This is a genomic window from Pseudomonas sp. BIGb0381 (genome assembly GCF_024809815.1).
Taxonomy (GTDB): domain Bacteria; phylum Pseudomonadota; class Gammaproteobacteria; order Pseudomonadales; family Pseudomonadaceae; genus Aquipseudomonas.
In genome coordinates this window covers 1-24,944 of the sequence record NZ_JANUEN010000009.1, presented here as the reverse complement: position 1 = coordinate 24,944, position 24,944 = coordinate 1, and the positions used below count along the sequence as shown (strand labels likewise).

Sequence of the window (24,944 nt, the reverse complement as noted above, 5' to 3'; positions counted from 1 at the left end):
GCTCGGCCTGTGGCTTCAGCTCCTCGTCCTCGCACAAATGCACTACGCCATCTGATGCATTCGCACCCCATGCCGGCCAATTGCTCCGCACTATCCTGACACCGGGCTGTCGTACTTCCATGCGCCTAAAACCCGGAGAAATCATGACCCAGGATGTCCTTGCCAAAGAAACCAACCGCCGCCAACTGCAGCAGATCATCTCCGGGCTGTCCGACGGGATAATCCTGGCCGAGGTCGACCAGACCATCCTCTGGGCCAATGAAGCCGCGCTGACCATGCACGGGGTGAATGAGGTCGCGGCACTGGGCAGCAATACCCGGGAATACGCCGAACGCTTCGCCCTGCGCTATCGCAATAATCATCCCTTGCCCCTGGAGAATTACCCCCTCGCCCGCGCGGCGGCAGGCGATGAATTCAGCGACGTGGTGGTGGAGGTCATGCCCACCTCCGATGAAGAAAAAACCTGGGTGCATCGCCTGCGCAGCCTGGTCATCAGCGACTCCCATGGCACGCCTGAATTGCTGGTGCTGATCCTCAGCGACGCCACCGAATGGGCCAGCGCCGAACAGCGCTTCGAAAAAACCTTCAACGCCAACCCGGCGCCGGCGGTGATCTGCCGCCTCAGCGACCTGCGCTATATCAAAGTGAACCAGGGCTTCCTGGAGATGACCGGCTACAACCGTGACCAGGTGATCGGCCGCTCAGTGTATGAGCTGGACGTGCTGGAGCATGCCGAGCGCAGGGACCTGGCCGTTCAGCGCCTCGGTGAAGGCGCGACCATCCCACAGATGCAGGCCGAGCTGAAACTGCCCGGAGGCGGCAGCAAACTGGTGATTGTCGCCGGCCAGCCGCTGGACATGAACGAAGAAGACTGCATGCTGTTTTCCTTCACCGACCTGGAGCCACGCCGCAAGGCCGAAATCGCCCTGCGCCAGAGTGAAGAGCGCTTCGCCAAGTCGTTTCGCCTGACGCCGGTGCCCACATTGGTGTGCAGCGCCGACAATCGGCAGGTGGTGGATGTCAACGAAGCATTCATGGCCATGACCGGGTACACCAGTGAAGAGCTGATCGGTAAATCCATCGAAGACATCAACTTCATCGACAGCCAGGAGACAGCCGCCCAGTTGTTCGCCACCCTGGAGAAAGCCGGCAACCTCGATGGCCAGGACCTCAGGGTGCGCAAGAAAGGCAACGAGGTCATCGACTGCGTGGTCTCGGCCGACACGGTCATCATTCAAGATGTGCCCTGCTATCTGCTGGTGATGATGAACATCACCGAACGCAAGCGCTCGGAACTGGAGTTGGTGGCGGCCATCGAGGAAGTGATGCAGGACGCGTCCTGGTTCAGCCAGACCCTGATCGAGAAACTGGCCAATGCCAAGAGCGTCAACAGCCCCAACCTGCCGAACGTGGCCTTCACCGACCTGACCGCCCGTGAGCGTGATGTACTCGGCCTGATCTGCGAGGGCCTGGCCGACAAGGAGATCGCCTCACGCCTGAAATTGGCGCCCAACACCGTGCGTAACCATGTGGCTACGGTGTACTCGAAACTGGGGGTGCATAGCCGTAGCGCAGCGATCGTCTGGGCTCGTGAACGCGGACTGTTTGCCGGTGAACTGCGGGTCAAGAAAAGCCGATAAAAGTGCAAATGCACTAGTACAGTTAGTGCGAATTCGCCTTATCCAGCGCAGTCGCAATCCCTAACCTTCAGGGTGTGAGTACAGGGCTTTTAACCTGTGCCGTCGTAAAACGACACCTTGAAGGAACCCACATGTTTACACTCTCTCAACTGCGAAATTGCATCGAAGAAGGCCTCGCGCCGCTGACATGCGAGTTCACCCTGTGCCGGGATGCGTCGCTGACCCTCAAGGTCTACGACGCCGACACCGGCCGGGTGGACCTGGTGGTGACGGGGATCAGCACCAACCGGCTGCAGACCCCGCAAGACGTGGAAAAGATGGTGGAAGAACTGCGCTACGAACTGCAAAGCAACAACATGGGCAACGTCACGCTGGAAGACGCGCCTTCAACGACGAACCAATGAAATAGAACACCCCGCCCGCGACGATGAACGCGCCTAACATGTAGAACATGTAGTGGGCCGGCAGGCTGGCCAGCACCAGCCCGCACAACACCGGCCCCAGCGCAGCCCCCAGGTTGGACAGGTTCTGCGCCCCGTAATACATGCCGCGTAAGTGGTCCGGGGCGATCCGGTCGATAAACATGTATTCGGCCGGGAACACGATGATTTCCCCCACGGTAAATACCGCCATCGCCAGCACCCACCACAGCACGTTGGTGGACAGTGCAAAACCGATCAAGCCCAACATGAACATGCCCAGGCCTGCGATCAGCCATTGGCTGAGGTAGCGGTGGGAAATACGTCGGCCAATCACGTACTGCAAGGCGATCACCAGCACGGCGTTGGTGGTGAGCACGGCGCTGATGATGGTGTAGGTGTATTCAGCACTGGTGGTGGTGACCAGGTACTGCGAGAGGTAGGCGGTGAACTGGCCGAACACCACGGCGCTGAGCACACCCCCAAGGGTGAAGCACACCAGGCGATGGTCACGCAGCAGCACGCGACCAACGGCCAGGAACGGCACCGGCTTTTGCGTGACATCGACGGTCGCCAGGGTGCGATCGCCCCAACGCCAGTACAGCAGGAAAAACCCCGCCCCCAACAGCGCCGACAAGATGAACGGCAGGCTGATGTCCAGCTTGGCCACCATCGCCCCAAAGAACGGCCCCGCGGCATAGCCGATATTGGTCAGTGTGTACTTGATGGAAAACACTTCGCTGCGCGCATCCTCCGGCAGCAAGCTGGCAAAACCGGCCTTTACCGCAATATCGATGACCGCGTAGGCCAGGTTGATCAGGATCAGACAGCTGTAGAACGCCCAGATGTTCTGCGCCAACACCGTACCGATAAACCCCAGCCCAAACAGCACGCTCAACCCCAGCAACAACCGATAACTGTTGATGCGGTCGACCAGAAAACCGCCATACACGCTGAGCAGCGAGCCGACGATCAACGAGCTGCCGATCACCAGCCCAACCTGGGTGATGTCGAGGGCAAAGTGGCGGGTGAGGTAGATCACCAGGTAAGGAAAGGTAATGGCCTTGGCCAGCGTCAGCAGCAACGTGGCGGACAACAACAGGTTCACGGCGCGGGGGTAGTTTCTTATTGTGGCAAGCATCCTGCTCTCTTTCTTTGAAGGTAACACGGTCTTGATGGCCGGTTACCTTAACGCAAGAGCCGAAAAAAAACGCGGGTCATTTCTTGACGGGCGTGATCTCCAGGATGGTGCCGTTGGTGGTTTTGAGCAGCACGAACTTATCGCCCACACGGGCCCACTGGCTGTCGGCTTCAGGCTGCTTGAGACCGCGTTTCTTCCAGTCGCTGACCGCCGACTCCTCGCGCATCAGGATGTCCGGGGCGCGGTCGCCTTCTTTCAAATCACGGGTGTTGATGTTCGAAGGCTGCACGGTTTCCTGCGGCGTATCACCGGCCTGCACGACAAAGCTGGCGGTGGACAGGCTGGCGGCGACCAGGACACAGGCAGCTAGGGTTTTGGACTTCATGGGTGCTCCTTCAATGAATGATGCGTACCCAGGTTCCGACCGCGGGCGCATGAAATCATTCAGCCTGCTGAACCTTGATCCCCTGTGATGAGCATCGGTATCTTCACAACTTTTCAGCCCCTGACAAATCTCCCTGTGGCTTACGCGCCCCGCCCATTGCCACCATGAAATAAATCCTGTAATTTTTCATGAAATTATTAGATATAAATTTCATGAACCAGCAAGAAGAACTCGACGCCCTCGCGATCCTGATCCACGACCTGCGCAAGCACAAGAAGCTCACCCTCGCCCAACTCGCACAGAAGATCGAGCGTTCGGTGGGCTTCCTGTCCCAGGTGGAACGCGGCTTGTCGCGTCCGACCGTGGCGGATCTCACCGCCATCAGCCATGCCCTCGATGTGCCCACCACCTATTTCTACAGCCTGTCCAAACCCAAGGCCGTGAGTTGGGTCACCCGCCCCAACGAACGTCGCACGGTGTATTACGCCAACGGCATCACCGACATCCTGGTTTCCCCCAGCATGAAGGGTGCCTTCTCGATGCTCGACAGCCTGCTGGCACCCGGTGCCAACAGCGGTGAACAGACCATGAGCGACCGCGCCGAGCAGGCCGGATTTGTACTGGAAGGCGAATTGACGCTGTGGGTAGAGGGTGAGGCCGATTCGGTCACCCTCGGCCCCGGTGACAGCTTCCACCTGGCCAGTTTCGCCCACTGCCGCTACGCCAACCTGACCGACCTGCCCGCCCGCGTGCTGTGGGTTTACAACTAGGAGCAACACCCGTGAAAAGCCAAGCCTCCACGTTACTGGCCGAAGTCCGGACCTTTCGCCAGAACCATCCCGACGTGCGTTATGTCGACCTGATCGCCCTGGACATCCCCGGGCATTTCTACGGCAAGCGCTACCCCATCGAGATGCTGGAAAAGGTCGCCGCCGGCAGCCCCTTGAAGCTGCCGCAAAACGCCGTGCTGCTGGGGGTTCAGGGCGGGCTGTTCAAGATCGGCGACTACTGCTTCCACGACGGCGACCCGGATGCCAACCGTCGCCTGGTGCCCGGCACGCTCAAGCCGGTGAGCTGGGAGTCGCAGCCGCTGGGGCAGATGTTGATCACCTCGGACGGCACCGAAGCGCCGATCGAATTCGAACCTCGCGAAGTCTTGGCCAAAGTGCTGGAGCGTCTTCACCACAAAGGCATTCACCCGGTGGTGGCCTTCGAACTGGAGTTCTACCTGTTCGACAAAAAACTCGACAACGGCCTGCCGCAATTCGCCCGTGACCCGCTGGGCGATGACACCGACGACCAGCCCAACCTGCATATCGAACGGCTGTCGCGCTTCAGCGAGGTGCTGGACGATATGGCGCAGACCGCAAAGGACCAGGGCATCGACATCACGGTGATCACCGCCGAACTCGGCCCCGGTCAGTTCGAGATCAATTTCGGTCACCTAGACGACGGCCTGCGCGCCGCCGACTGGGCGGCCCTGTTCTGCCGCAGCACCCGCGGCGTGGCGCTGAAACACGGCTACCGCGCCAGTTTCATGGCCAAGCCTTACCTGCAATTTCCCGGCAGCGGCATGCATGTGCATGTCAGCCTGTATGACGGCGCGGGCAACAATGTGCTCGCGGCGCACCAGCAGCAACCGCTGCGCCACGCCGTGGCCGGTTGCCTGGAATTGTTGCCCCATTGCATGCCGATCTTCTCGCCCAACCACAACGCCTTCCGTCGCCTGGGCGGTACGGTCAACGCCGCGACCCGCGCCAGTTGGGGGTTTGAAGACCGCGATGCGTGCGTGCGCATCCCCGATTCCGACCCGCGCAACCTGAGGATCGAACATCGCCTGGCCAGTGCCGACGCCAACCCGTATCTGGTGCTGGCGGCGATCCTGGTCGGCCTTGAGCATGGCCTTGAAGCCAAGCGCGAACCTATCGCGCCACTGAACGAGGACCGCAGCAGCGGCACCGACTTTCCCGTGGAAATGCTCGATGCCGTGCGCGCCATGCAGCATCAGCCGGTATTGCGCGATAAGCTGGGCGCTGAATTTATCGACGTGTACTGCGAAAACAAACGCCAGGACCACCTGGCCTTTCAACAAGAGATCAACGCGCGGGAATACCGCTGGTTTCTCTAACCCTGGAATAACGATGACCGAACAAAGCGCCCCGGCCCTCAAGGAAATCTTCAACGTCGAACGCCTGCAACACATCGCCAGCGAAATGACGGCGGTGTACCCGGCGTTCGACGCTAAGGGGTTTCTCAAGCATGCCAAGGCCGGGCTGGCCGAGTTGTCGGTGATGCAGCGTATGGCGCGGGTCAGCGAAAGCCTGCACGCGGTGATCCCGCTGGACTATGCCCAGAGCCTCAAGCTGCTTTACGCCCTGGCACCGCGCCTGAACAGCGGGTTTGTCAGCCTATGCCTGCCGCACTATGTGGCGAGCTACGGCCTGGATGACTTCAAGCGCTCCATGGCCGCGCTCAAATACTTCACCACCTTTGGCTCGGCTGAATTCGCCATAAGACACTTCTTGCTCCACGACTTCGAACGCACTTTGGCGGTCATGCAAACGTGGTCGCTGGATGACAACGAACACGTGCGCCGCCTCGCCAGCGAAGGCTCGCGCCCGCGCCTGCCGTGGTCGTTTCGCCTGGCCGCGGTGCAGGCCAACCCCGAGCTGTGTGCGTCGATCCTCGACAACCTCAAGGCCGACAACAGCCTCTACGTACGCAAATCCGTGGCCAACCACCTCAATGACATCACCAAGGACCACCCGGATTGGGTACTCAGCCTGATCGAAGGCTGGAACCTGGATAACCCGCACACCGCCTGGATCGCCCGCCATGCGCTGCGCAGCCTGATCAAGCAGGGCAACACCCGCGCGCTGACCATCATGGGCGCCGGCGCCAAGGCCGAGGTGAAGCTCCATGACCTGAGCGTGACCCCGGCGGTGATCACCCTGGGCGAGCGGATCACCCTGTCGTTCAACCTGGAATCCACCGCTGCCACTGCGCAAAAGCTGGTGGTGGACTACGCCATCGACTACGTCAAAAGCGCCGGGCACAGCGCGGCCAAGGTGTTCAAGCTCAAGGCGTTTACGCTCGGCGCAGGTGAACAGCACAGCCTGCGCCGCGAGCAGCATATTCGCGCGTTGACCACGCGCAAGCACTATCCCGGCAGGCATACGGTGCATGTGTTGGTGAACGGGGAGCGATTGGGCAGTGCGCAATTCGAATTGCGCGATTAACCCGATGTCACCCACACCACAGATCACTGTGGGAGGGTTTTATCCGTTGGATTCGCCGAGCAACAGTGGCTGCTCTCGCGCGCACAACTCCACCACGTAATCCCACAACACCCGCAATCGCACCGACTTGTGCAGTTCCCGGCGCGAGCTGATCCAGTAACTGCGCTGGATCCCCTCCCCCGGCAGCAACGGCACCAGCTCCGGGTCGCCCGACGCCATGAAGCACGGCAACACCGCAATCCCCAAACCGGAGCGCGCGGCCTGGTGTTGGGCGATGACGCTGGTGCTGTGGAACACCACCTTGGGGTTACGGCAGAAACTGCTGAGGAACTTCAATTCCTGGCTGAACAGCAGGTCGTCGACGTAATCGATCCATGAATGGGCCGCGAGATCTTCGCGTTTTTCAATCGGAGGGGTTCGCGCCAGGTAGGCACGGCTGGCGTAGAGCGCCAGGCGGTAATCGGTGAGTTTGCGTGTAACCAGTTGACCGACGCTGGGGCGTTCGAGGTGAATGCTGATTTCCGCTTCGCGGTTGAGGATGCTGACGAAGCGCGGCACCGCCACCAGTTCCACTTCCAATCCGGGGTAGCGGTCGAACAGCCCGCCCATGCGCCCGGCGAGGAACATCACCCCTAACCCTTCGGCCACCCCGAGGCGGATCTTGCCCAGGGGCGCAGCGGAGTGGGTCAGTTCGTCTTCGGCCAGCAGCGCGACGTTTTCCATGGCTTCGGCGTGTTTGAGCAGGGCTTCGCCGGCAGGGGTCAGTTCGTAACCCTGGGCGTGCTGCACGAACAGCGCGGTGCCGAGGCTCTTCTCGATGGCTTCGATATGCCGGGCCACGGTGGCATGCGTGGTTTTCAGGCGCTGCGCGGCGGTGAGCAGGCGACCGCTGCGCTGCAACTCAAGAAAATACCGCAGGTCATTCCAGTCGAACATGTCGCCTCCATTGCATGAGCCCCAGGCAGCGCTGTTTAAAAACGCACAGCAGCTGGGTAAAAACTAACATTTTTAAGACGAAAACTAACAACTAGGATGGAGCCAATAAGAAAAACAAGCGAGACCTCAGATGCCCATTGCAGCTGCTGAATACGATTATGTGGTGGTAGGCGCCGGCCCCGCAGGCTGCCTGCTCGCCAATCGACTGTCCGCCAACCCTTCCCACCGCGTTCTGCTGCTCGAAGCCGGTGGCCGCGACAACTACCCCTGGATCCATATCCCCGTCGGCTACCTGTTCTGCATCGGTAACCCACGCACCGACTGGTGCTTCAAGACCGAAGCCCAGGAAGGCCTGCAAGGCCGTGCGCTGAGTTACCCACGGGGCAAGGTGCTCGGTGGCTGCTCCTCCATCAACGGCATGATCTACATGCGCGGCCAGGCCCAGGACTACGATGGCTGGGCGGCGGCAGGCAACGATGGCTGGGCCTGGAAAGACGTGCTGCCGCTGTTCAAGCAGAGCGAAAACCACTTTGCCGGCAGCTCGGAATTCCACAATGACGGCGGCGAATGGCGAGTCGAGCAGCAACGGCTGCATTGGCCGATCCTGGACGCCTTTCGGGACGCCGCAGCGCAAAGCGGCATTGCCACGATCAGCGACTTCAACCAGGGCGATAACGAAGGCTGCGGCTACTTCCAGGTCAACCAAAAGGCTGGAGTGCGCTGGAATGCGGCCAAGGCGTTTCTCAAACCGATCCGCCAGCGACCCAATCTCACCGTGCTGACCGAAGTCGAGGTGGACCGCGTGGTGCTGGAAAACGGCCGCGCCTCGGCCGTGATCGGGCGTCAAAACGGCCAGCAAGTGCGCTGGAAGGCGCGCAAGGAAATCGTGCTGTGCGCCGGCTCCGTGGGCTCGCCGGGCATCCTGCAACGCTCGGGGATCGGCCCGGCCAGCGTGCTCAAGCCGTTGGGCATCGATGTGCTGCATGAACTGCCGGGCGTCGGCGGCAACCTGCAGGATCATCTGCAATTGCGGCTGATCTACAAGCTGGAAAACGCCCGCACCCTGAACCAGATCGCCGGCACCGTATGGGGCAAGATGGGCATGGGCCTGCGCTACCTGTACGACCGCAGCGGCCCGCTGTCGATGGCGCCCAGCCAGCTCGGCGCGTTTGCCCGCTCGGGCCCGGAACAGACCTCGGCCAACCTTGAATATCACGTGCAGCCGCTGTCCCTGGAGCGCTTTGGCGAACCGCTGCACGGGTTCCCGGCGTTTACCGCCTCGGTCTGCGACCTGCGCCCGCAAAGCCGTGGTCGCATCGATATCCGCTCGGCCAACCCGGCGGATGCGCCGCTGATCCGGCCCAATTACCTCAGCCATCCGGAAGACTTGCGGGTGGCCGCCGACGCTATTCGCCTGACCCGACGCATCGTCGCCGCACCGGCCCTGAGCCAGTTCAAACCGGTGGAATACCTGCCCGGCGACGCGCTGCAAACCGAAGAGCAACTGCATGAAGCCGCCGCGCGTATCGGCACGACGATCTTCCATCCGGTCGGCACCTGCCGCATGGGCAGCGATAAAGACGCGGTGGTCGACGCCCAGTTGTGCGTGCATGGCGTGCCCGGCCTGCGTATCGCCGATGCCTCGGTCATGCCGCGCATTACCTCCGGCAATACCTGTTCACCCACGCTGATGATCGCGGAAAAAGCCGCGCAGCTGATCCTTTCGCCGAACACAAGGAGTCTCGCCCCGGAGAAAGAACTGGTTCATGCAATCTGAATAGCGGCGCCAACCCTGGCGCCGACAGTGGAACAACAATAAATAATCACTGTGAGGGCTTCCCGATGTCAGAACATGCTCAACCCCTGGGCTCGGCGACCAACGCGAGCACCGGTAACGAATCAAGAAAAGTCATCTTCGCCTCGTCCCTGGGGACGGTGTTCGAGTGGTATGACTTTTTCCTCTACGGCGCCCTGGCGGCGGTGATCAGCAAACAGTTCTTTGCCGGGGTCAACGACACCACGGCGTTTATCTTTGCCTTGATGGCCTTTGCGGCCGGCTTTGTGGTGCGGCCGTTCGGCGCGCTGGTGTTCGGCCGCCTGGGCGACATGATCGGGCGCAAGTACACCTTTCTGGTGACCATCATTTTGATGGGCGTGGCGACGTTTTGCGTCGGCCTGTTGCCGACCTACGCCAGCATCGGTATCGCGGCACCGATCATCCTGATCGTACTGCGCATGCTGCAAGGCCTGGCCTTGGGTGGTGAATACGGCGGCGCAGCCACTTATGTGGCCGAGCATGCACCGGCCGGCAAACGCGGCCTCAACACCAGCTGGATTCAATCCACCGCGACCCTCGGTTTGCTGCTGTCGTTGCTGGTGGTGCTGGCATGCCGGTACTTCACCGGCGATCAGTTCGAAGTCTGGGGCTGGCGTATTCCGTTCCTGTTTTCCATTGTGCTGCTGGGTATTTCCACCTGGATCCGCATGAGCCTGCACGAGTCGCCGGCATTCCTGAAAATGAAAGAGGAAGGTAAGGCCAGCAAGGCGCCGATCCGTGAGTCCTTCGGTAAATGGGAAAACCTCAAGGTGGTGCTGATCGCGCTGTTCAGCATCAACGGTGGGCAAGCGGTGACGTTCTACGCGTCGCAGTTCTATGTGCTGTTTTTCCTCACGCAGTTCCTGAAGATGGACCCGGCCCTGGCCAATATGCTGCTGATCATCAGCGTGGTGATTGGCGCGCCGTTCTTCGTCTTCTTTGGCTGGCTGTCGGACAAGGTCGGGCGCAAACCGGTGCTGATGCTCGGCCTGCTGCTGGCCACCGCGCTGTACTTCCCGATCTTCAAGGGCCTGGCGCACTACACCAACCCGGCGATGGACCAGGCCAGCCGCCAGGCACCGATCACCGTGCTGGCCGACCCGGCCACCTGTACCTTCCAGTTCGATCCGGTAGGCAAGGCGAAATTTGACAGCCCGTGCGACAAGGTCAAGACCTTCCTGGTCAAGCAAGGCCTGCCGTACAGCAGCGCCGCCGCCCCGGCCGGCAGCCCGGTGCAGGTCAGCGTGGGTGAAGTGCGCATCGACGGCTTCGACGAGGCCGCGCTGCGCGGTGCAGTGACCCTGGCCGGCTACCCGACTTCTGCGGATGTGGCCCAGGTCAACAAGGTCATGGTGGTAGTGCTGATCGTGGTGCTGATCCTGATCGCCGCCATGTGCTACGGCCCGCTGGCGGCACTGATGGTGGAGCTGTTTCCGACGCGTATTCGCTACACCTCGATGTCCCTGCCCTACCACATCGGTAACGGCTGGTTTGGCGGGTTCCTGCCGACCGTGTCGTTTGCGCTGGTGGTGTACACCGGGGATATCTTCTATGGCTTGTGGTACCCGGTGGTGGTGACGGGGGTGAGCCTGATTGTCGGATTGTTCTGCCTTAAAGAAACGCGGCATGTGGATCTCGACAACAATTAAACCGATCTCCTGAACACAGGAGATCCCTTGTGGGAGGGGGCTTGCTCCCGATAGCGGTGGTTCAGTCACAGCTGCGTTGACTGATATGGCGCTATCGGGAGCAATCCCCTTCCCACATTTATTCCGGCAACGCTTACACGAATTGCTGTACATCCATACAGATAACAGTTGCTCAAATCCCTCTGACTGAGCATCCTGCAAAGCATCAACCCGATCTGATGTGATGACCATGCGGCTGTACCTCTGTGAAAAACCCTCCCAGGCCAAGGACATTGCGGCCGTGCTCGGCGCCAGTCGCCGCGGCGACGGTTGCTGGTTGGGCAATGGGGTCACCGTCACCTGGTGCATCGGCCACCTGCTGGAAACCGCCCCGCCCGACGCCTACGACGCCAAATACAAACGCTGGGTACTGGCCGACCTGCCGATCGTCCCGGAAAAATGGAAGATGCTGGTCAAGCCCAAGACCGCCAGCCAGTTCAAGGCCGTCAAGCGCCTGCTGGGGGAAGCCCAGGAACTGGTGATTGCCACCGACGCCGACCGTGAGGGCGAGATGATCGCCCGCGAACTGGTCGAGCATTGCCGCTATCGCGGGCCGATCCAGCGGTTATGGCTGTCGGCACTGGACGATGCCTCCATCCGCAAGGCCCTGGCGGCACTCAAGCCAGGCGCCGAAACCTTCAGCCTGTACCACTCGGCCCTGGGCCGCTCCCGCGCCGACTGGCTGATCGGCATGAACATGAGTCGCCTGTTTACCCTGCTGGGACGTCAGTCGGGGTATCAGGGCGTGCTGCCGGTAGGCCGGGTGCAAACACCGACCTTGCGCCTGGTGGTGGACCGGGACCGCAGCATCGCCGACTTCGTACCCGTGGCTTACTGGGCCATTGATGTGGACCTGCGCCACCCATCCATGACGTTTACCGCACAATGGCGCGCGACCGAGGATGCCTGTGACGACCAGGGCCGCTGCCTTGACCCGCAGTTGGCCCGGGACGCTGCCGACGCCATGACCAACGCCGCCAGCGCGCGGCTGATCAAGCTGCGCACCGAACGCATGCGCGAGGTGGCGCCCCTGCCCTTCGACCTCGGCACCCTGCAGGAAATCTGCTCGAAGAAGCTCGGCCTCGGTGCCCAGGAAACCCTGGATATCGCCCAGTCCCTGTACGAAACCCACAAGGTCATCACCTACCCGCGCAGTGACTGTGGCTACTTGCCGTTGAGCCAGCACAGTGAGGCGCCGAAGATCCTCGCCGCATTGGGCCGTGCGGATGCGGCAGTCAATGAGTTGATGCCGCATATCGATCCCCTGCGCCGCTCACGGGCCTGGAACGATGCCAAGGTCAGCGCGCACCACGGCATCATTCCCACCGGCGCCGGCAAGGACGTTGGCCAACTCACCGGCAAGCACCGTGCGGTCTACACCCTGATTCGCGCGCGCTACCTGGCGCAGTTCCTGCCCAACCATGAATACGATCGCACCCAGGCGGACTTCGACTGTGCGGGCCAGGCGTTGCGCGCGGTGGGCAAAGTGGTGATCGAGCCGGGCTGGAAACGTGCCTTGCCCGAAGCCCTGGCACCGGCAAAGGGCCGCGAAGCACCGGCCCCCCAGGCCTTGCCGACACTGGTGCAAGGCCAGGATTACGCGGTGGCCAAGGTCAACCTCAAGGACCTGTGGACCCAACCGCCCAAGCCCTTTACCGAAGGTGACCTGATCAAGGCGATGAAAAACGTCGCCAAGCTGGTGGAAGACCCGCTGCTCAAGCAAAAGCTCAAGGACACCACCGGCATCGGCACCGAGGCCACCCGCGCCGGGATTATCCAGGGCCTGCTCGACCGCGGTTACCTGGTGAAGAACGGCAAGGCGCTGTCGGCGACCCCGGCAGCCTTCAGCCTGATCGACGCGGTGCCCCGTGCCATCGCCGACCCTGGCACCACCGCGATCTGGGAGCAGGCGCTGGACATGGTGCAAAGCGGCGAGATGAGCCTGGAAGAATTCGTTGCCAAGCAGGCGGCGTGGATGAGCAAGCAAGTGGCGCGTTGCAACGGCATGCGCATGACCATCACCGGGCCGGCCAGCCCGGCGGGTCGAGGTGCTGCGCCGTGGAAAAAGAAACGCAAGGCCGCCCCCCGCAAGGCAGCCGGCACGACCAAACGCGCCAAAAAGCCGGCGAATGCAGGATGAAAAGTGAAAAAAACCCTGTGAATGACGTTTTTCGACGGGTTTAACGCCGCTTTGGTCCTTGCAGCGCCGCAGCCCGTCTAGGATTCTGTAGGGAACTTGCTGACTTCCTAACAACAACACCGGAGTGGCCGCCATGAAGACCGTTGCACAATTGCTCAAAGCCAAGGACCAGAAAAACCAGGACGTTCACACCATCCAATGGGACCACACTGTGTTTGAAGCGCTGGTCCGGATGTCGGAGAAAAACGTCGGGGCCTTGCCGGTGGTCAAGGAAGGCGCGGTCGTGGGGATCATCAGCGAACGCGATTACGCACGCAAAATCATGCTCAAGGGGCTGTCGTCGGTCACCACAAAGGTCCACGAGGTGATGAGTTCCCCTGTTATCACCGTCGATACCCACAAAAGTGTCGAAGAGTGCATGAACATCATGACCGACAGCCACCTGCGCCACCTGCCCGTGGTCGAAGACGGCAAGCTGCTTGGCCTGCTGTCCATCGGTGACCTGGTCAAGGAAGCCATTGCCGAACAGGCTGACCTGATCAGGCAGTTGGAGCAGTACATCCGCGGCGAATAGGAGACACCATGCTCGACACGCTGGAACATCAGGAAGATCACCTCGATACCCTGCACCGCGCCATGGCCGAACGGCGCTTCCTGGTGTTGACCGGTGCAGGCATCAGCACGTCGTCGGGGATCCCCGACTACCGCGACAGCGAAGGCGTGCGCCGGGGCAAGGCGCCGATGATGTATCAGGAATTCCTCGCCACCGCGCAGGCGCGGCGCCGCTATTGGGCACGGGCGATGCTGGGCTGGCCGAGGGTACGTATCGCGCAGCCGAACAATGCTCACCGGGCACTGGCGACCCTGCAACAGCGCCAGCACATCACCGGCCTGATCACGCAGAACGTCGACACCCTGCATGACCAGGCCGGCAGCCACGATGTGATCGAACTACACGGCAGCCTGCACCGGGTACTGTGCCTGGATTGCCAGCTGCACAGCACGCGCGATGTGATCCAGCGGCAGATGGAAGTCGATAACCCGTACCTGGCGCAAGTCCATGCGGTACAGGCACCTGATGGTGACACCTTGCTCGACCCCGCGTTTGAAGAGCGCTTCCAGGTCCCCCGCTGCCCCCATTGCGAGGGTGAACGACTGAAGCCGGACGTGGTGTTTTTTGGCGAGAACGTCGCGCCAGCGACGGCTGCCAGGGCGATGGCGGCGGTAGCGCATGCCGATGGGTTGCTGGTGGTGGGTTCGTCGCTGATGGCTTACTCCGCATTTCGCCTGTGCAAGGCGATGGTCGAACAGGGCAAGCCGGTGATCGCCATCAACTTGGGCAAGACCCGGGGTGATGAGTTGTTGCAGGTAAAGATCGAAACCTCGTGCGAGCAGCTTCTGCCCTTGCTGGCAGACCGCCTGCAGTCAACTCCTCCTCAGCCATAGCGACCGTCCAGCGCAAAAAATGACGCTCAAGTCACGCACCTGCCGTATCTCCCCATACCCACGGCGAATTATGTAGTGATCAAAAATAATCACTACATAACCGTTGACGTAACCTTTTTGTCCTTGCATGATCTAGACGTCTCCCGGATCGGGAGCGTTGGTAACAAGCGTTTTGAACAAGCTCGTCTGACCGCCGAGCTGTTTTTTCCGGATGTGCACTGCCCACAAGGCAGATTGATGAAGCTGACCGGCCCGCAAGGATCGGTACAAGGCGCTCAAACGCGACTTGTCTTCGTTATGAAACCATTGCGTAGCAGTTCATCAGCAAGACTACATGCATCAGGTTCAAGACCCTGCCCGTATTCGGCAGACCGTCACTGACGCCCGGTTTTCCAAGCCGGAGACAACTAAGCAGTTTTAACGGAATCAACTGATAGATCGCCAACTGGTCAAGGGGCTTACACATGAATCTGAACAACCAACCAACTATCGATGAATTGGCTGAGATGTTCGCAGCGCAGAAAGACACACTCGACGACCATATCCTGTGGATTGGCAAATCGGGCGAAGTGCAAATTGACTGCCTGGCGCCCCATACCGAAGAAGCCGAGTTCGACCGCAATAACCGTGAACTGGCGGCGCGCCTGAAGATGTACCGCCGTGGCCAGGGTTATGTCGGTAAGAAAGCCGCGGCCGATCGCAACTTTATCGAGCAAGTGTTCCACACACTTAATACCGAATGGCAGAACCTCAAAGGCCAATCGCAAGTTAAAGTGATTGATAGATACTGCTGATAACAGTGCACCTTTAAATTTAAGCCCGTTCGTTTATTCGAGCGGGCTTTTTAATACCTGTTTTATAACACCGCCGGGAACCTGCCCTTCCCCGCCTCATCCCGAAAAATATCAAACAACACCTGCGCCGCCGCCGACAGTTCATGCCCGGGCTTGGTCAACACGCCAATCGGCCGCTCGATCACCGGATCGGTCAAGGTGATGCAGTGCGCCCCCGCCTCCTGCATCTGCTGCGCACACAAGGCCGGTACGGCGCTGACCCCCAGGCCGCTGGCGACCATCTTGCCCACGGTTGCCAATTGATGGCTTTCCAACGCCACCGGCAACTTCATCTTCAAGGCCCCCAGATGCTCTTCCAGCATCACCCGCACCGTGGAAGGCCGCTGTAACGTGATGAACGGGTGCTCCAGCAAGGTTTTCCAGTCGACCTCGGCACACTGCGCCAGCCGTGAATCACCGGGCACCACCGCAATGAAACGGTCCAGGTACAACGGCGTAAAGGCCAGCGACGAACCCTCCGAGGGTTCAAACGCCACGCCCAGTTCCACATGGCGGTCGCGAACCATCTCCAGCACTTGCTCATTGATCAAGTCATGCACCGTCACGTTCACCTGGGGGTAACGCGCGCGGAATATCTTCAGGATCGGCGGCAGCAGGTTGCCGGCAAACGACGGCATCGCCGCCACGGTGACCCGCCCGCGTTGCAGGGTGAACAGCTGACGCAGTTCGTCCTCGGCATTGTCCCAATCGGCCATCAGCCGACGGGCCAGCGGCAGCAGGGATTCGCCCTCGGGCGTGAGGGCCACATTGCGCGTATTACGGCTGAACAAGCGCCCGCCCAGCCCTTCTTCCAAGCCCTTGATGGTCAGGCTCAGCGCCGATTGAGAAAGGTGCAGACGCTCACAGGCAGCGGCAAAACTCAGGCTTTGGGCCACGGCAAGAAAGGCACGCATCTGTTTAACGGTCATGGCGCTACTCCGGGCGGCGGGTCGACTATGCTGTTTTCTAAATCAATCAACCTTAAAAAACAACTTAACAAATCAATCCGCCGGCGCAACACTCGATCCATTGGCTGGCCCACAAACAATAAAAGAGGTGCATATGGCAGGTTTCGATAAACGCGTGGCGTCCTACGAAGAAGCACTGGCAGGCCTGGAAGACGGCATGACCGTGCTCGCCGGTGGTTTCGGCCTGTGCGGAATTCCGGAAAACCTCATCGCCGAGATCAAGCGCAAAGGCACCCGTGACCTCACCGTGGTTTCCAATAACTGCGGCGTCGATGGTTTTGGCCTCGGCGTGCTGCTGGAAGAAAAGCAGATCAGCAAGGTGATCGCCTCCTACGTCGGTGAAAACGCCCTGTTCGAGAAGCAATTGCTCAGCGGCGAAATCGAAGTGGTGCTGACCCCCCAAGGCACCCTGGCGGAAAAAATGCGCGCAGGCGGCGCCGGTATCCCGGCCTTCTTCACCGCCACCGGCGTCGGCACCCCGGTCGCCGAAGGCAAGGAAACCCGCGAATTCAACGGTCGACCGTACCTGATGGAAGAATCCATTACCGGCGACTTCGCCATCGTCAAAGGCTGGAAAGCCGACCACTTCGGCAACGTCATCTATCGCCACACCGCCCAGAACTTCAACCCGCTGGCCGCCACCGCCGGCAAGATCACCGTGGTCGAAGTCGAGGAAATCGTCGAACCGGGCGAGCTGGACCCGGCGCAGATCCACACCCCTGGCATCTACGTCGACCGGATCATCTGCGGCACGTTCGAGAAGCGCATCGAACAGCGCACCGTGCGCAAATAATCCGCCCCCAGCCCGAACAATAAGGACTCCTAAAATGGCTCTTACCCGCGAACAAATGGCTCAACGCGTCGCCCGCGAAATGCAGGATGGTTTCTACGTCAACCTGGGCATCGGCATTCCGACCCTGGTGGCCAACTACATTCCCGAAGGCATGGAAGTGATGCTGCAATCGGAAAACGGCCTGCTGGGCATGGGCCCGTTTCCTACCGAAGACACCATCGATGCCGACATGATCAACGCCGGCAAGCAAACCGTGACGGCGCGCATCGGCGCCTCGATCTTCTCCTCCGCCGAATCCTTCGCGATGATTCGCGGCGGCCACGTCGACCTCACCGTACTCGGTGCCTTTGAAGTGGACGTACACGGCAACATCGCCTCGTGGATGATCCCCGGCAAACTGGTCAAGGGCATGGGCGGCGCCATGGACCTGGTGGCCGGTGCGGAAAACATCATCGTGATCATGACCCACGCCTCCAAGGACGGTGAGTCCAAGTTGCTCAGCCAATGCAGCCTGCCGCTGACCGGAGCCAACTGCATCAAGCGTGTGCTGACGGACCTGGCGTACCTGGAAATCGAAAATGGCGCTTTTGTCCTCAAGGAACGCGCACCTGGCGTCAGCGTTGAAGAGATTGTGAGCAAGACCGCCGGTAAACTGATCGTCCCGGACCACGTTCCAGAAATGCACTTCCAGTGAGGACAGATTCCATGCAAGACGTCGTGATTGTTGCTGCCACCCGCACCGCCGTGGGCAGCTTTCAAGGTTCGCTGGCAAGCATTCCGGCACCGGAGCTGGGCGCCGCCGTGATCCGTCGCCTGCTGGAGCAAACCGGTCTGGACCCGGCCGAAGTGGATGAAGTCATCCTCGGCCAGGTACTCACCGCGGGTTCCGGCCAGAACCCTGCACGCCAGGCCTCGATCCTCGCCGGCCTGCCCCACGCCGTGCCGAGCCTGACCCTCAACAAGGTCTGCGGCTCAGGCCTGAAAGCCCTGCACCTGGGCGCCCAGGCCATCCGTTGCGGTGACGCCGAGGTCATCATCGCCGGCGGCATGGAGAACATGAGCCTGGCACCCTACGTACTGCCTGCTGCGCGCACGGGCTTGCGCATGGGCCATGCCAAGATGATCGACAGCATGATCACCGACGGCCTCTGGGATGCATTCAACGACTACCACATGGGCATCACCGCCGAGAACCTCGTGGACAAATACGGCATCAGTCGTGAAGCCCAGGATGCTTTCGCCGCCGCCTCCCAGCAAAAAGCCACCGCCGCTATCGAAGCGGGCAGGTTTGTCGACGAGATCACACCCATCCTGATTCCCCAGCGCAAGGGCGACCCGATTGCCTTCGCCGTGGATGAGCAGCCTCGCGCCGGCACCACCGCCGAATCCCTGGCCAAGCTCAAGCCTGCGTTCAAGAAAGACGGCAGCGTCACCGCCGGCAACGCCTCCAGCCTGAATGACGGCGCCGCTGCGGTGCTGCTGATGAGTGCCGACAAGGCCAAGGCCCTGGGCTTGCCGGTATTGGCGCGTATCGCCAGCTACGCCAACGCGGGTGTCGATCCGGCGATCATGGGCATCGGCCCGGTCTCGGCCACCCGCCGCTGCCTGGACAAAGCCGGTTGGAGCCTGGGCGACCTGGACCTGATCGAAGCCAACGAAGCCTTTGCCGCGCAATCCCTGGCGGTAGGTAAAGAGCTGGAGTGGGATGCGGACAAGGTCAACGTCAACGGCGGCGCCATCGCCATCGGCCACCCCATCGGCGCCTCAGGCTGCCGCGTGCTGGTCACCCTGCTGCACGAAATGATCAAGCGCGATGCCAGGAAAGGCCTGGCGACCCTGTGCATCGGTGGCGGCCAAGGCGTAGCCCTCGCCCTCGAACGCCACTGATAAAAGAGCAACACGGAAAAGGCCCGGCTCCACGAAAAGCCAGGCCTTTTCTTTATGCGGTTTCCCTGAAGAAACACAGCCCCCTCCCACATCAGATCTTCATTACCTGTCAGCTTGAGGCACGGCAAACACCGCATTCGCCCGCGCCACCACCTTCTCCGCCACCTGCAGGCTCACCGTGGCAAACGCCATCTGTCGCCCTCGCTTGTGATGTTCCAAGCGCACCGTAATCCACTCCCCCACCTGCACCGTCCCCAGGTAATCCACGGTCATGCTCGCCGTAATCAACGGCAACGGCGGCTCACTGGAAAACGCCATGGCATAGCCCATGCCGACATCCGCCAGGGTCGCCAACACCCCGCCGTGCACAGTCCCACGCCCATTGGCATGGCGATTGTCGGCGCGCAGGCCGATCTCCAGTTGCAGGCCGTCACCTCGGCAATACGCCGGCCCAAGCAAATCCAGCAACGGGCTGCTGCGCGGCAGCGGGACAAAACCTTCGGGCACGGCGTGAGCAATCATGGCGAGTCTTCCTTGGGGGGCGGATTTGAGATGTACGCCACACGCCCAACGGCAGCCATCACCATCAGCCCTGCAAATCTTGCACGATACTTTGCGTTAATTCGCCGGACCCGCTTTAATCGCCGCCAATGTCCCCCGCACACCTCAAGGAACTGCAATGCGCCATCCGGACGGCAACCTTCAATCGCTTCGCGCGCCCCTGCTGATCCTGCTGGCCGGTCTGGCCCTGGTCGGCTGCTCACCCAAGGACCACTCCCGCGCCACGGTGATCAATGGCGAACAAGGCCGGGCCGGCGCGCAACTGGCCTATGAGCACGAACTGACCCTGGCCCTGCCCGGCGCCCTGCTCGCGCCGCGCATGCAGGCGACCCGCGAGGCTTGTGAATCGGCGCGGTTTGGCGCGTGCAATATCCTTGGCATCACCGAGGACAGCAACGGCGGCGAGATCATCCTGCGGATCGCGCCCACCGGCGTCGAACCAATGGTCGCCATGGCCGCTGAAGGCGGCAAACTCGGCCAGCGCATCACCACCGCCGAAGACCTGGCCGACGCGGTCGCCGATGTACGCCGCCGCCAGGATCGCCTGCAAGCCCAGCAACAGCGCCTCGATGAACTGGCCAAGCGCAAGGACATCAGCGTCAGCGACCTGATCGCCTTGAGCAAGGAGCAGGCGGGCATTGAAAACGAACTGCAGGAGCTCGCCCAGGTTGCCGCCGGCCAGCAGCGTCGCCTGGATACCAACCGCGTCACCCTCAACTTCCGCTCTTCCGACGGCGCCAACCAACCGTCACGCTTCAGCCGGATGTTCAGCAACCTGGGCACTAACCTGGTGGACGGCACCGCAGACGCCCTGGAGCGCGCAAGCTATGTGCTGCCGTTCGTGATCCTGGCGTTTCCGGTGGTGTGGTTGTGGGTGTGGCTGTGGCGCAAATTTGTCAGGCGCCGCAGCTGATCAGCGCTTCATGCAGCGCTGGTACCGCTCATCTACGCGCTTGGCAAACCACGCCGTGGTCAGGTTGCGGGTGATCTTCGGGCTTTTGAGCACGATGCCCGGCAGGATCGCACGGGGCAGCGGCTTGCCGGCGGCCTTATCGGCCAGCGCAAACACGCGTTTGTAGAGGGTGGTGTCTTCAAAATCCAGCTGCTCGCCCTGTTCCAGCTGGCTGCGAATGCTGGGGTTGCGCATGTCCAGCTTCGCACCCAATGAGCGCACCGCCAGTTCGGTGGTACCGGGCAGCAATGAGCCGTAGCGAATCAGATCCCCATCCAGCGCCAACTCAGTGCCCGACGCGCGGCTGACCGCCGCCTGGAACGCCGCATTACGGCTGGCGTACCACCCCGCATTGAAGTCGGCAAAACGGTACAGCGGCTGTTCATAGCTCACCGGGTAACCAAGCAAATGGGCGATACCGAAGTACATGCCGCCGCGCCGGGTGAAGACTTCCCGACGAATCGTGCCATCCACCGTGTAGGGATAACCCCGCGCCTGTTTCTGCGCGAAGTCGATACTGACCTGCATGGGGCCGGCGGTGTGCACCGGGTTGAAGCCGCCAAACAGGGTGTTGCCCAGGGGCACCATGCTGATGAAGTCATCGAAGATGCCGCTCAGGTCCTTCTCCGTGCGCGCGGCATTCAAGCGGTCGGCGTAGGACTTGCCGGTGGGCGAGCGCAGTTGCAGGGCGCTGCGCACCACAAACGCCGGTACATGCACCTTGGCGGCACGGCGCAGGATTTCATCCTGGGCGATCTTGCCCATGTTGGGTACGGGCGGGTCGACCTGAAAGGTGGATTCCTGCTCGGTTACCGCCAATACGGCACAGATATTCTCGGTACTGGGGTAGATCTTTTGAGTATCAAAGGCGGTGTAGATGTCCTGGGCCCAGCCGTTGCGGTCTGGAACCTTAGCCGGGAGCAGGCGCACGATCTCGGCCTTCACCTCGGCTTCGCTGCGCTCTGGTTGCTGCGGGCCGCGTGACGTGGAACAGCCGGCCAGCACCAGCAAGGAGGCAAGGCAGAGGATCAGGCAGCGTGGGGACATGGGGCTTCCTTGAGGACGATGGGCCAGGCGTTGCGGATATGGACCGGTAAGTCTAACGCGGGTTCGCCAACTCGCCTTCTCGCCAACCCAGGCCGAACGTGACAGGATCTGTCATCCCTCATTCGTACACGGAGTTTGAATGCCATGCTCAGCCTGAACTTCCTCGTCACCTGCCTGATTGTCGTACTGATCCCCGGTACCGGCGTGATCTTTACCGTGTCCACGGGCCTCACCGCCGGCAAGCGCGCCAGTGTGTTCGCCGCGCTGGGTTGTACGGCCGGTATCCTCCCGCATCTGCTGGCATCCGTGCTCGGCCTTTCCGCACTGCTGCATACCAGCGCGCTGGCCTTCGAAGTCCTGAAATACGCTGGCGTCGCCTATCTGTTGTATCTGGCGTATGCCACCTGGCGTGATCGCTCGGCCTTCGCCATGAATGACGCACCGACAGTCGCCACCGCGCGCAGTTTGATGCTGCGCGGCTTCCTGCTGAATATTCTCAACCCCAAGCTGACCATTTTCTTCCTGGCTTTCCTGCCCCAGTTCGTGGCGCCAGGCAGCACGGCACCTGCCGTGCAAATGCTGGTGCTGAGCGCGGTGTTCATGGCGATGACGTTCGCGGTGTTTGTGATCTACGGCTTGCTGGCCAACGGGTTTCGCCGCGCGGTGATCGAGTCGCCACGGGTGCAGAACTGGCTGCGCCGCAGTTTTGCGGCGGCGTTTGCGGGGCTGGGGTTGAACCTGGCGTTTGCACAGCGCTGAAGGCTTTTGATAGGACGATAGCCGCTGAAAGATCCCACGTAACGGCAAGATAAGCTCTACAGTCCCAGCCTGAAAACCTCTGCAAAGTCCCTCGCCTGAATACACAGTGCGAGGGATTGCAGATGGTTGTTTTCGTTAAAGCCCTGGTTCATGGGGCTGCGTCTTGAACCCGGCCATTGGCAGGCTGGCCCTGACCCCGATGGATGTGAAAACGGTCGACGTTGAAAGCGTCTTCCGTGACTTTCGCGAATGCCTGAATACGTTCGATGACTGGGCGCAAAGCTTCTGGAGCTTCTCGGCACTGGAGGTCGAGCAGGTCTTCAAGGTCGGCGATGAGGTGGCGCTGGTCGCGCCGATCAATCGCTCAATCACCCCCAGCAGCACCGTCGCCACGTGCTCCGCCAATGGCACCCTGACCCTGGTGCATATGTTCCAGAGCACGCGGTCCGTGCCCATTGGCAACACGCCGGTGATGCTGCAACGCGTCGATCCCAATGGCGGCCCGTTGGGCGAGCCGATCCACAAGACCATCGGCCCCAGCGGTATCCTCGAAATCACCGAGTGTGATCGCAACCAGCAGTACCGAATCAGTTTCTACCCCAACGTTTCCAAGGATCACGTCAAGGCGCTGTATGGGTCTTATCAGTCGGTGATCCTGGGGTTGGAGGCTCGCCTGCGTGAAGAGTGGGCCGGAACTTTCCAGGATCAGTGGAAAGACTATGCCGAAGCCAAGCCGCTCGATCGGCGCCGAATGCTGGAAGCAGCGTTTTTCAGCGGCCTTGGAAAAGCCCTCTTCAATGTGTGGGACAACGTTACGCAGCTGTATGACTTGCTGGCGGACCTCAAAGCCAACAGCGAAAAGCTGCTGGCCTACATCTCCCAGGCCGAACTCGATGAACTGTTGAAGCTCGGCAAAGACACCATTGCCAACGGTTTGCTGGTGCTCAGCGATGAGCCGCTGCTGTTTATCTACGTGTCGGCCATGGTCAGTTGGATGCGCATGCTGCCGCCGCCGCAGATGACTGAACTGTGGGGTGAGATCACTGGCGAGGTCCTGATCAATCTGCTGTTGATTCGTGTATTGGGTGCGATGGGGGTGGCGGCGCGGCTGGGCCCCCAGGTACTGAGCGCGATTAAATCCAAGCGCGCGCGGGAGTTGTTGGAGTTGCTGGCCAAGCAGCTTGTAGAGCCGGGGTTGGAGCCGCATGTCGAAGCGGTGAAGCCTTTGCTGCTCGGTGGCCCGGCGACAGCGATCAAGACCGTACCGGTTGCGCCATTGAAGGCTGGGGATCAGTTGGTTTCCAACCCGGTACCGGCGGTTCGTAACAAGACACAGCAGACCGTGTTGGTCAGGCAGGAGCCTGTCGATGATGTGCCTGTTGTATCGACGAATCCGAAGGGCGATGCGGCGGCCTCTTCGGATAAGACCGTCACCAACGGCTGCCCCGTGTCGATGGTTACCGGGGAGGAACTGCTGACCCTGACCGATGGCACGTTGGACGGGATTTTGCCGTTTGAGTGGACGCGGTTGTATCGCACCAGTGCGATGGAAGTGGATTGCGGGTTGGGGTTTGGCTGGAGTCATTCGCTGGCGCATCGGCTTGTGGTGTCGGGCGATTCGGTGGTGTGGACGGACCATGAGAATCGCATGACTTCGTTTCCATTGCCGACCGTTGCTCGCCCGGCGATCACCAATAGCTTGGCCGAAGCGGCGATCTATTTGGGCGCTTCGCCGGATGAGTTGGTGTTGTCCCAGGCGTCGCGGTTTTATCACTTTCGCGACGGTGTGTTGGTCTCCATCAGTGATGCGTATGACAACCGGCTACGGATTACTCGGGATTTTCTTGGGCGCATCGAGCGGTTGGATAACGGTGTGGGGCGTGCGCTGTTTCTGCGCTATGCGTTCGGCCACATCGTGGCGGTGGACTATCAGGTTCAGCGCGCCAAGGGGTATGAACCCTTCGAGTGGGTGACCGAGCAGAACGTTGTTTCCTACGCATACGACAACGCTGGCCGGCTGGTTTCGGCGACCAATGCAGTAGGCGAAAGCGAGGTTTATCGCTACGACGATCAGCACGTGATTCTTGAGCGGAGCTTGGCCGGTGGGGCGAGTTTCTTCTGGGAATGGGAACGGGCTGGCAAGGCTGCGCGATGTGTCCGGCATTGGGCCAGTTTTTCGCAGATGGATACGCGGTATGCCTGGGGGGATGACGGCCGCGTCACGGTGCACAACGCCGATGGCAGTCAGGAAGTGTACGTCCATGACGACCGGGCGCGGCTGGTGCAGCGGATTG

23 protein-coding genes are annotated in these 24,944 nt (G+C 61.1%); 17 read left to right on the top strand and 6 right to left on the bottom strand.

Annotated features, from left to right (window positions below; genetic code table 11):
• Positions 1-143: 143 nt before the first annotated feature.
• Together M2397_RS22130 and M2397_RS22125 are read left to right on the top strand one after the other, a co-directional pair.
• Complete coding sequence (locus tag M2397_RS22130) at positions 144-1,640, top strand: PAS domain S-box protein (protein ID WP_131699978.1); 1,497 nt, start codon at positions 144-146, stop codon at positions 1,638-1,640.
• Positions 1,641-1,771: 131 nt separating this feature from the next.
• Positions 1,772-2,044, top strand: coding sequence for a DUF1652 domain-containing protein (locus tag M2397_RS22125; protein WP_131699979.1), 273 nt, complete (start codon positions 1,772-1,774; stop codon positions 2,042-2,044).
• On the opposite strand, the gene M2397_RS22120 is transcribed toward M2397_RS22125, so the two are convergent.
• Both M2397_RS22120 and M2397_RS22115 read right to left on the bottom strand, forming a co-directional pair.
• Positions 2,007-3,200: an MFS transporter gene (locus M2397_RS22120; RefSeq protein ID WP_259244406.1), complete on the bottom strand. Its 1,194-nt coding sequence runs from the start codon at positions 3,198-3,200 to the stop codon at positions 2,007-2,009. The genes M2397_RS22125 and M2397_RS22120 overlap by 38 nt on opposite strands.
• Before the next feature lie 76 nt (positions 3,201-3,276).
• Complete coding sequence (locus M2397_RS22115) at positions 3,277-3,585, bottom strand: RcnB family protein (RefSeq protein WP_131699981.1); 309 nt, start codon at positions 3,583-3,585, stop codon at positions 3,277-3,279.
• A 212-nt stretch (positions 3,586-3,797) separates the two neighbouring features.
• Here M2397_RS22115 and M2397_RS22110 point away from each other — a divergent pair, with 212 nt between their 5' ends.
• Genes M2397_RS22110 through M2397_RS22100 form a run of 3 tightly spaced genes read left to right on the top strand, consistent with a single transcriptional unit; the run spans position 3,798 to position 6,824 of the window.
• Positions 3,798-4,355, top strand: a complete 558-nt coding sequence (locus M2397_RS22110; protein WP_131699982.1) for a helix-turn-helix domain-containing protein — start codon at positions 3,798-3,800, stop codon at positions 4,353-4,355.
• Positions 4,356-4,366: 11 nt separating this feature from the next.
• On the top strand, positions 4,367-5,713 hold the full coding sequence (locus M2397_RS22105; protein ID WP_259244405.1) for a glutamine synthetase family protein: 1,347 nt from the start codon (positions 4,367-4,369) through the stop codon (positions 5,711-5,713).
• Positions 5,714-5,726: 13 nt separating this feature from the next.
• Positions 5,727-6,824 carry a DNA alkylation repair protein gene (locus M2397_RS22100; RefSeq protein WP_259244404.1) on the top strand — a complete coding sequence of 366 codons (1,098 nt, stop codon included), beginning with the start codon at positions 5,727-5,729 and terminating at the stop codon, positions 6,822-6,824.
• A gap of 39 nt (positions 6,825-6,863) precedes the next feature.
• Here M2397_RS22100 and M2397_RS22095 read toward each other — a convergent pair whose 3' ends face one another.
• Positions 6,864-7,760: a LysR family transcriptional regulator gene (locus M2397_RS22095; protein WP_131699985.1), complete on the bottom strand. Its 897-nt coding sequence runs from the start codon at positions 7,758-7,760 to the stop codon at positions 6,864-6,866.
• A 130-nt stretch (positions 7,761-7,890) separates the two neighbouring features.
• On the opposite strand from M2397_RS22095, the gene M2397_RS22090 reads away from it, so the two are divergent.
• The 6 genes from M2397_RS22090 (at position 7,891) to M2397_RS22065 (ending at position 15,644) form a co-directional block, all read left to right on the top strand.
• The gene (locus tag M2397_RS22090) at positions 7,891-9,537 is read left to right on the top strand and encodes a GMC family oxidoreductase (RefSeq protein WP_145337098.1); all 1,647 of its coding nucleotides are present in this window, start codon (positions 7,891-7,893) and stop codon (positions 9,535-9,537) included.
• Positions 9,538-9,602: 65 nt separating this feature from the next.
• Entirely contained in the window at positions 9,603-11,225 is a 1,623-nt protein-coding gene (locus M2397_RS22085; RefSeq protein WP_259244403.1) for an MFS transporter, read from the top strand.
• Positions 11,226-11,454: 229 nt separating this feature from the next.
• Positions 11,455-13,404 (top strand): DNA topoisomerase III, encoded by a 1,950-nt coding sequence (locus M2397_RS22080; RefSeq protein ID WP_131700066.1) that lies wholly within the window; start codon positions 11,455-11,457, stop codon positions 13,402-13,404.
• 133 nt (positions 13,405-13,537) lie between these two features.
• The gene (locus M2397_RS22075) at positions 13,538-13,978 is read left to right on the top strand and encodes a CBS domain-containing protein (protein WP_131699988.1); all 441 of its coding nucleotides are present in this window, start codon (positions 13,538-13,540) and stop codon (positions 13,976-13,978) included.
• 8 nt (positions 13,979-13,986) lie between these two features.
• Positions 13,987-14,850, top strand: a complete 864-nt coding sequence (locus M2397_RS22070) for an NAD-dependent protein deacetylase (protein ID WP_259244402.1) — start codon at positions 13,987-13,989, stop codon at positions 14,848-14,850.
• A gap of 464 nt (positions 14,851-15,314) precedes the next feature.
• The gene (locus M2397_RS22065) at positions 15,315-15,644 is read left to right on the top strand and encodes a hypothetical protein (protein ID WP_025854475.1); all 330 of its coding nucleotides are present in this window, start codon (positions 15,315-15,317) and stop codon (positions 15,642-15,644) included.
• Positions 15,645-15,706: 62 nt separating this feature from the next.
• Here the strand turns inward: M2397_RS22065 and M2397_RS22060 are convergent, their stop codons facing one another.
• Positions 15,707-16,612: a LysR family transcriptional regulator gene (locus M2397_RS22060; protein ID WP_065942135.1), complete on the bottom strand. Its 906-nt coding sequence runs from the start codon at positions 16,610-16,612 to the stop codon at positions 15,707-15,709.
• Between the two features lie 133 nt (positions 16,613-16,745).
• Here M2397_RS22060 and M2397_RS22055 point away from each other — a divergent pair, with 133 nt between their 5' ends.
• The 3 genes from M2397_RS22055 to M2397_RS22045 are packed head-to-tail and all read left to right on the top strand — an operon-like array spanning position 16,746 to position 19,331.
• On the top strand, positions 16,746-17,444 hold the full coding sequence (locus M2397_RS22055; RefSeq protein WP_131699992.1) for a CoA transferase subunit A: 699 nt from the start codon (positions 16,746-16,748) through the stop codon (positions 17,442-17,444).
• 34 nt (positions 17,445-17,478) lie between these two features.
• Positions 17,479-18,138: a CoA transferase subunit B gene (locus M2397_RS22050; protein ID WP_027603173.1), complete on the top strand. Its 660-nt coding sequence runs from the start codon at positions 17,479-17,481 to the stop codon at positions 18,136-18,138.
• Positions 18,139-18,149: 11 nt separating this feature from the next.
• Entirely contained in the window at positions 18,150-19,331 is a 1,182-nt protein-coding gene (locus tag M2397_RS22045; RefSeq protein ID WP_145337094.1) for an acetyl-CoA C-acetyltransferase, read from the top strand.
• Positions 19,332-19,433: 102 nt separating this feature from the next.
• Here the strand turns inward: M2397_RS22045 and M2397_RS22040 are convergent, their stop codons facing one another.
• The gene (locus M2397_RS22040; RefSeq protein WP_167656649.1) at positions 19,434-19,853 is read right to left on the bottom strand and encodes a PaaI family thioesterase; all 420 of its coding nucleotides are present in this window, start codon (positions 19,851-19,853) and stop codon (positions 19,434-19,436) included.
• A gap of 157 nt (positions 19,854-20,010) precedes the next feature.
• Here M2397_RS22040 and M2397_RS22035 point away from each other — a divergent pair, with 157 nt between their 5' ends.
• Entirely contained in the window at positions 20,011-20,805 is a 795-nt protein-coding gene (locus M2397_RS22035; protein ID WP_145337092.1) for a DUF4349 domain-containing protein, read from the top strand.
• Here the strand turns inward: M2397_RS22035 and M2397_RS22030 are convergent, their stop codons facing one another.
• Positions 20,806-21,891, bottom strand: coding sequence for a DUF1615 domain-containing protein (locus M2397_RS22030; RefSeq protein WP_131699996.1), 1,086 nt, complete (start codon positions 21,889-21,891; stop codon positions 20,806-20,808).
• 144 nt (positions 21,892-22,035) lie between these two features.
• Between M2397_RS22030 and M2397_RS22025 the strand changes: the two genes are divergently transcribed.
• The gene (locus M2397_RS22025) at positions 22,036-22,650 is read left to right on the top strand and encodes a LysE family translocator (RefSeq protein WP_131699997.1); all 615 of its coding nucleotides are present in this window, start codon (positions 22,036-22,038) and stop codon (positions 22,648-22,650) included.
• A 199-nt stretch (positions 22,651-22,849) separates the two neighbouring features.
• The coding region (locus M2397_RS22020) for a DUF6531 domain-containing protein (protein ID WP_405046493.1) at positions 22,850-24,944 on the top strand (2,095 nt) is incomplete at its 3' end.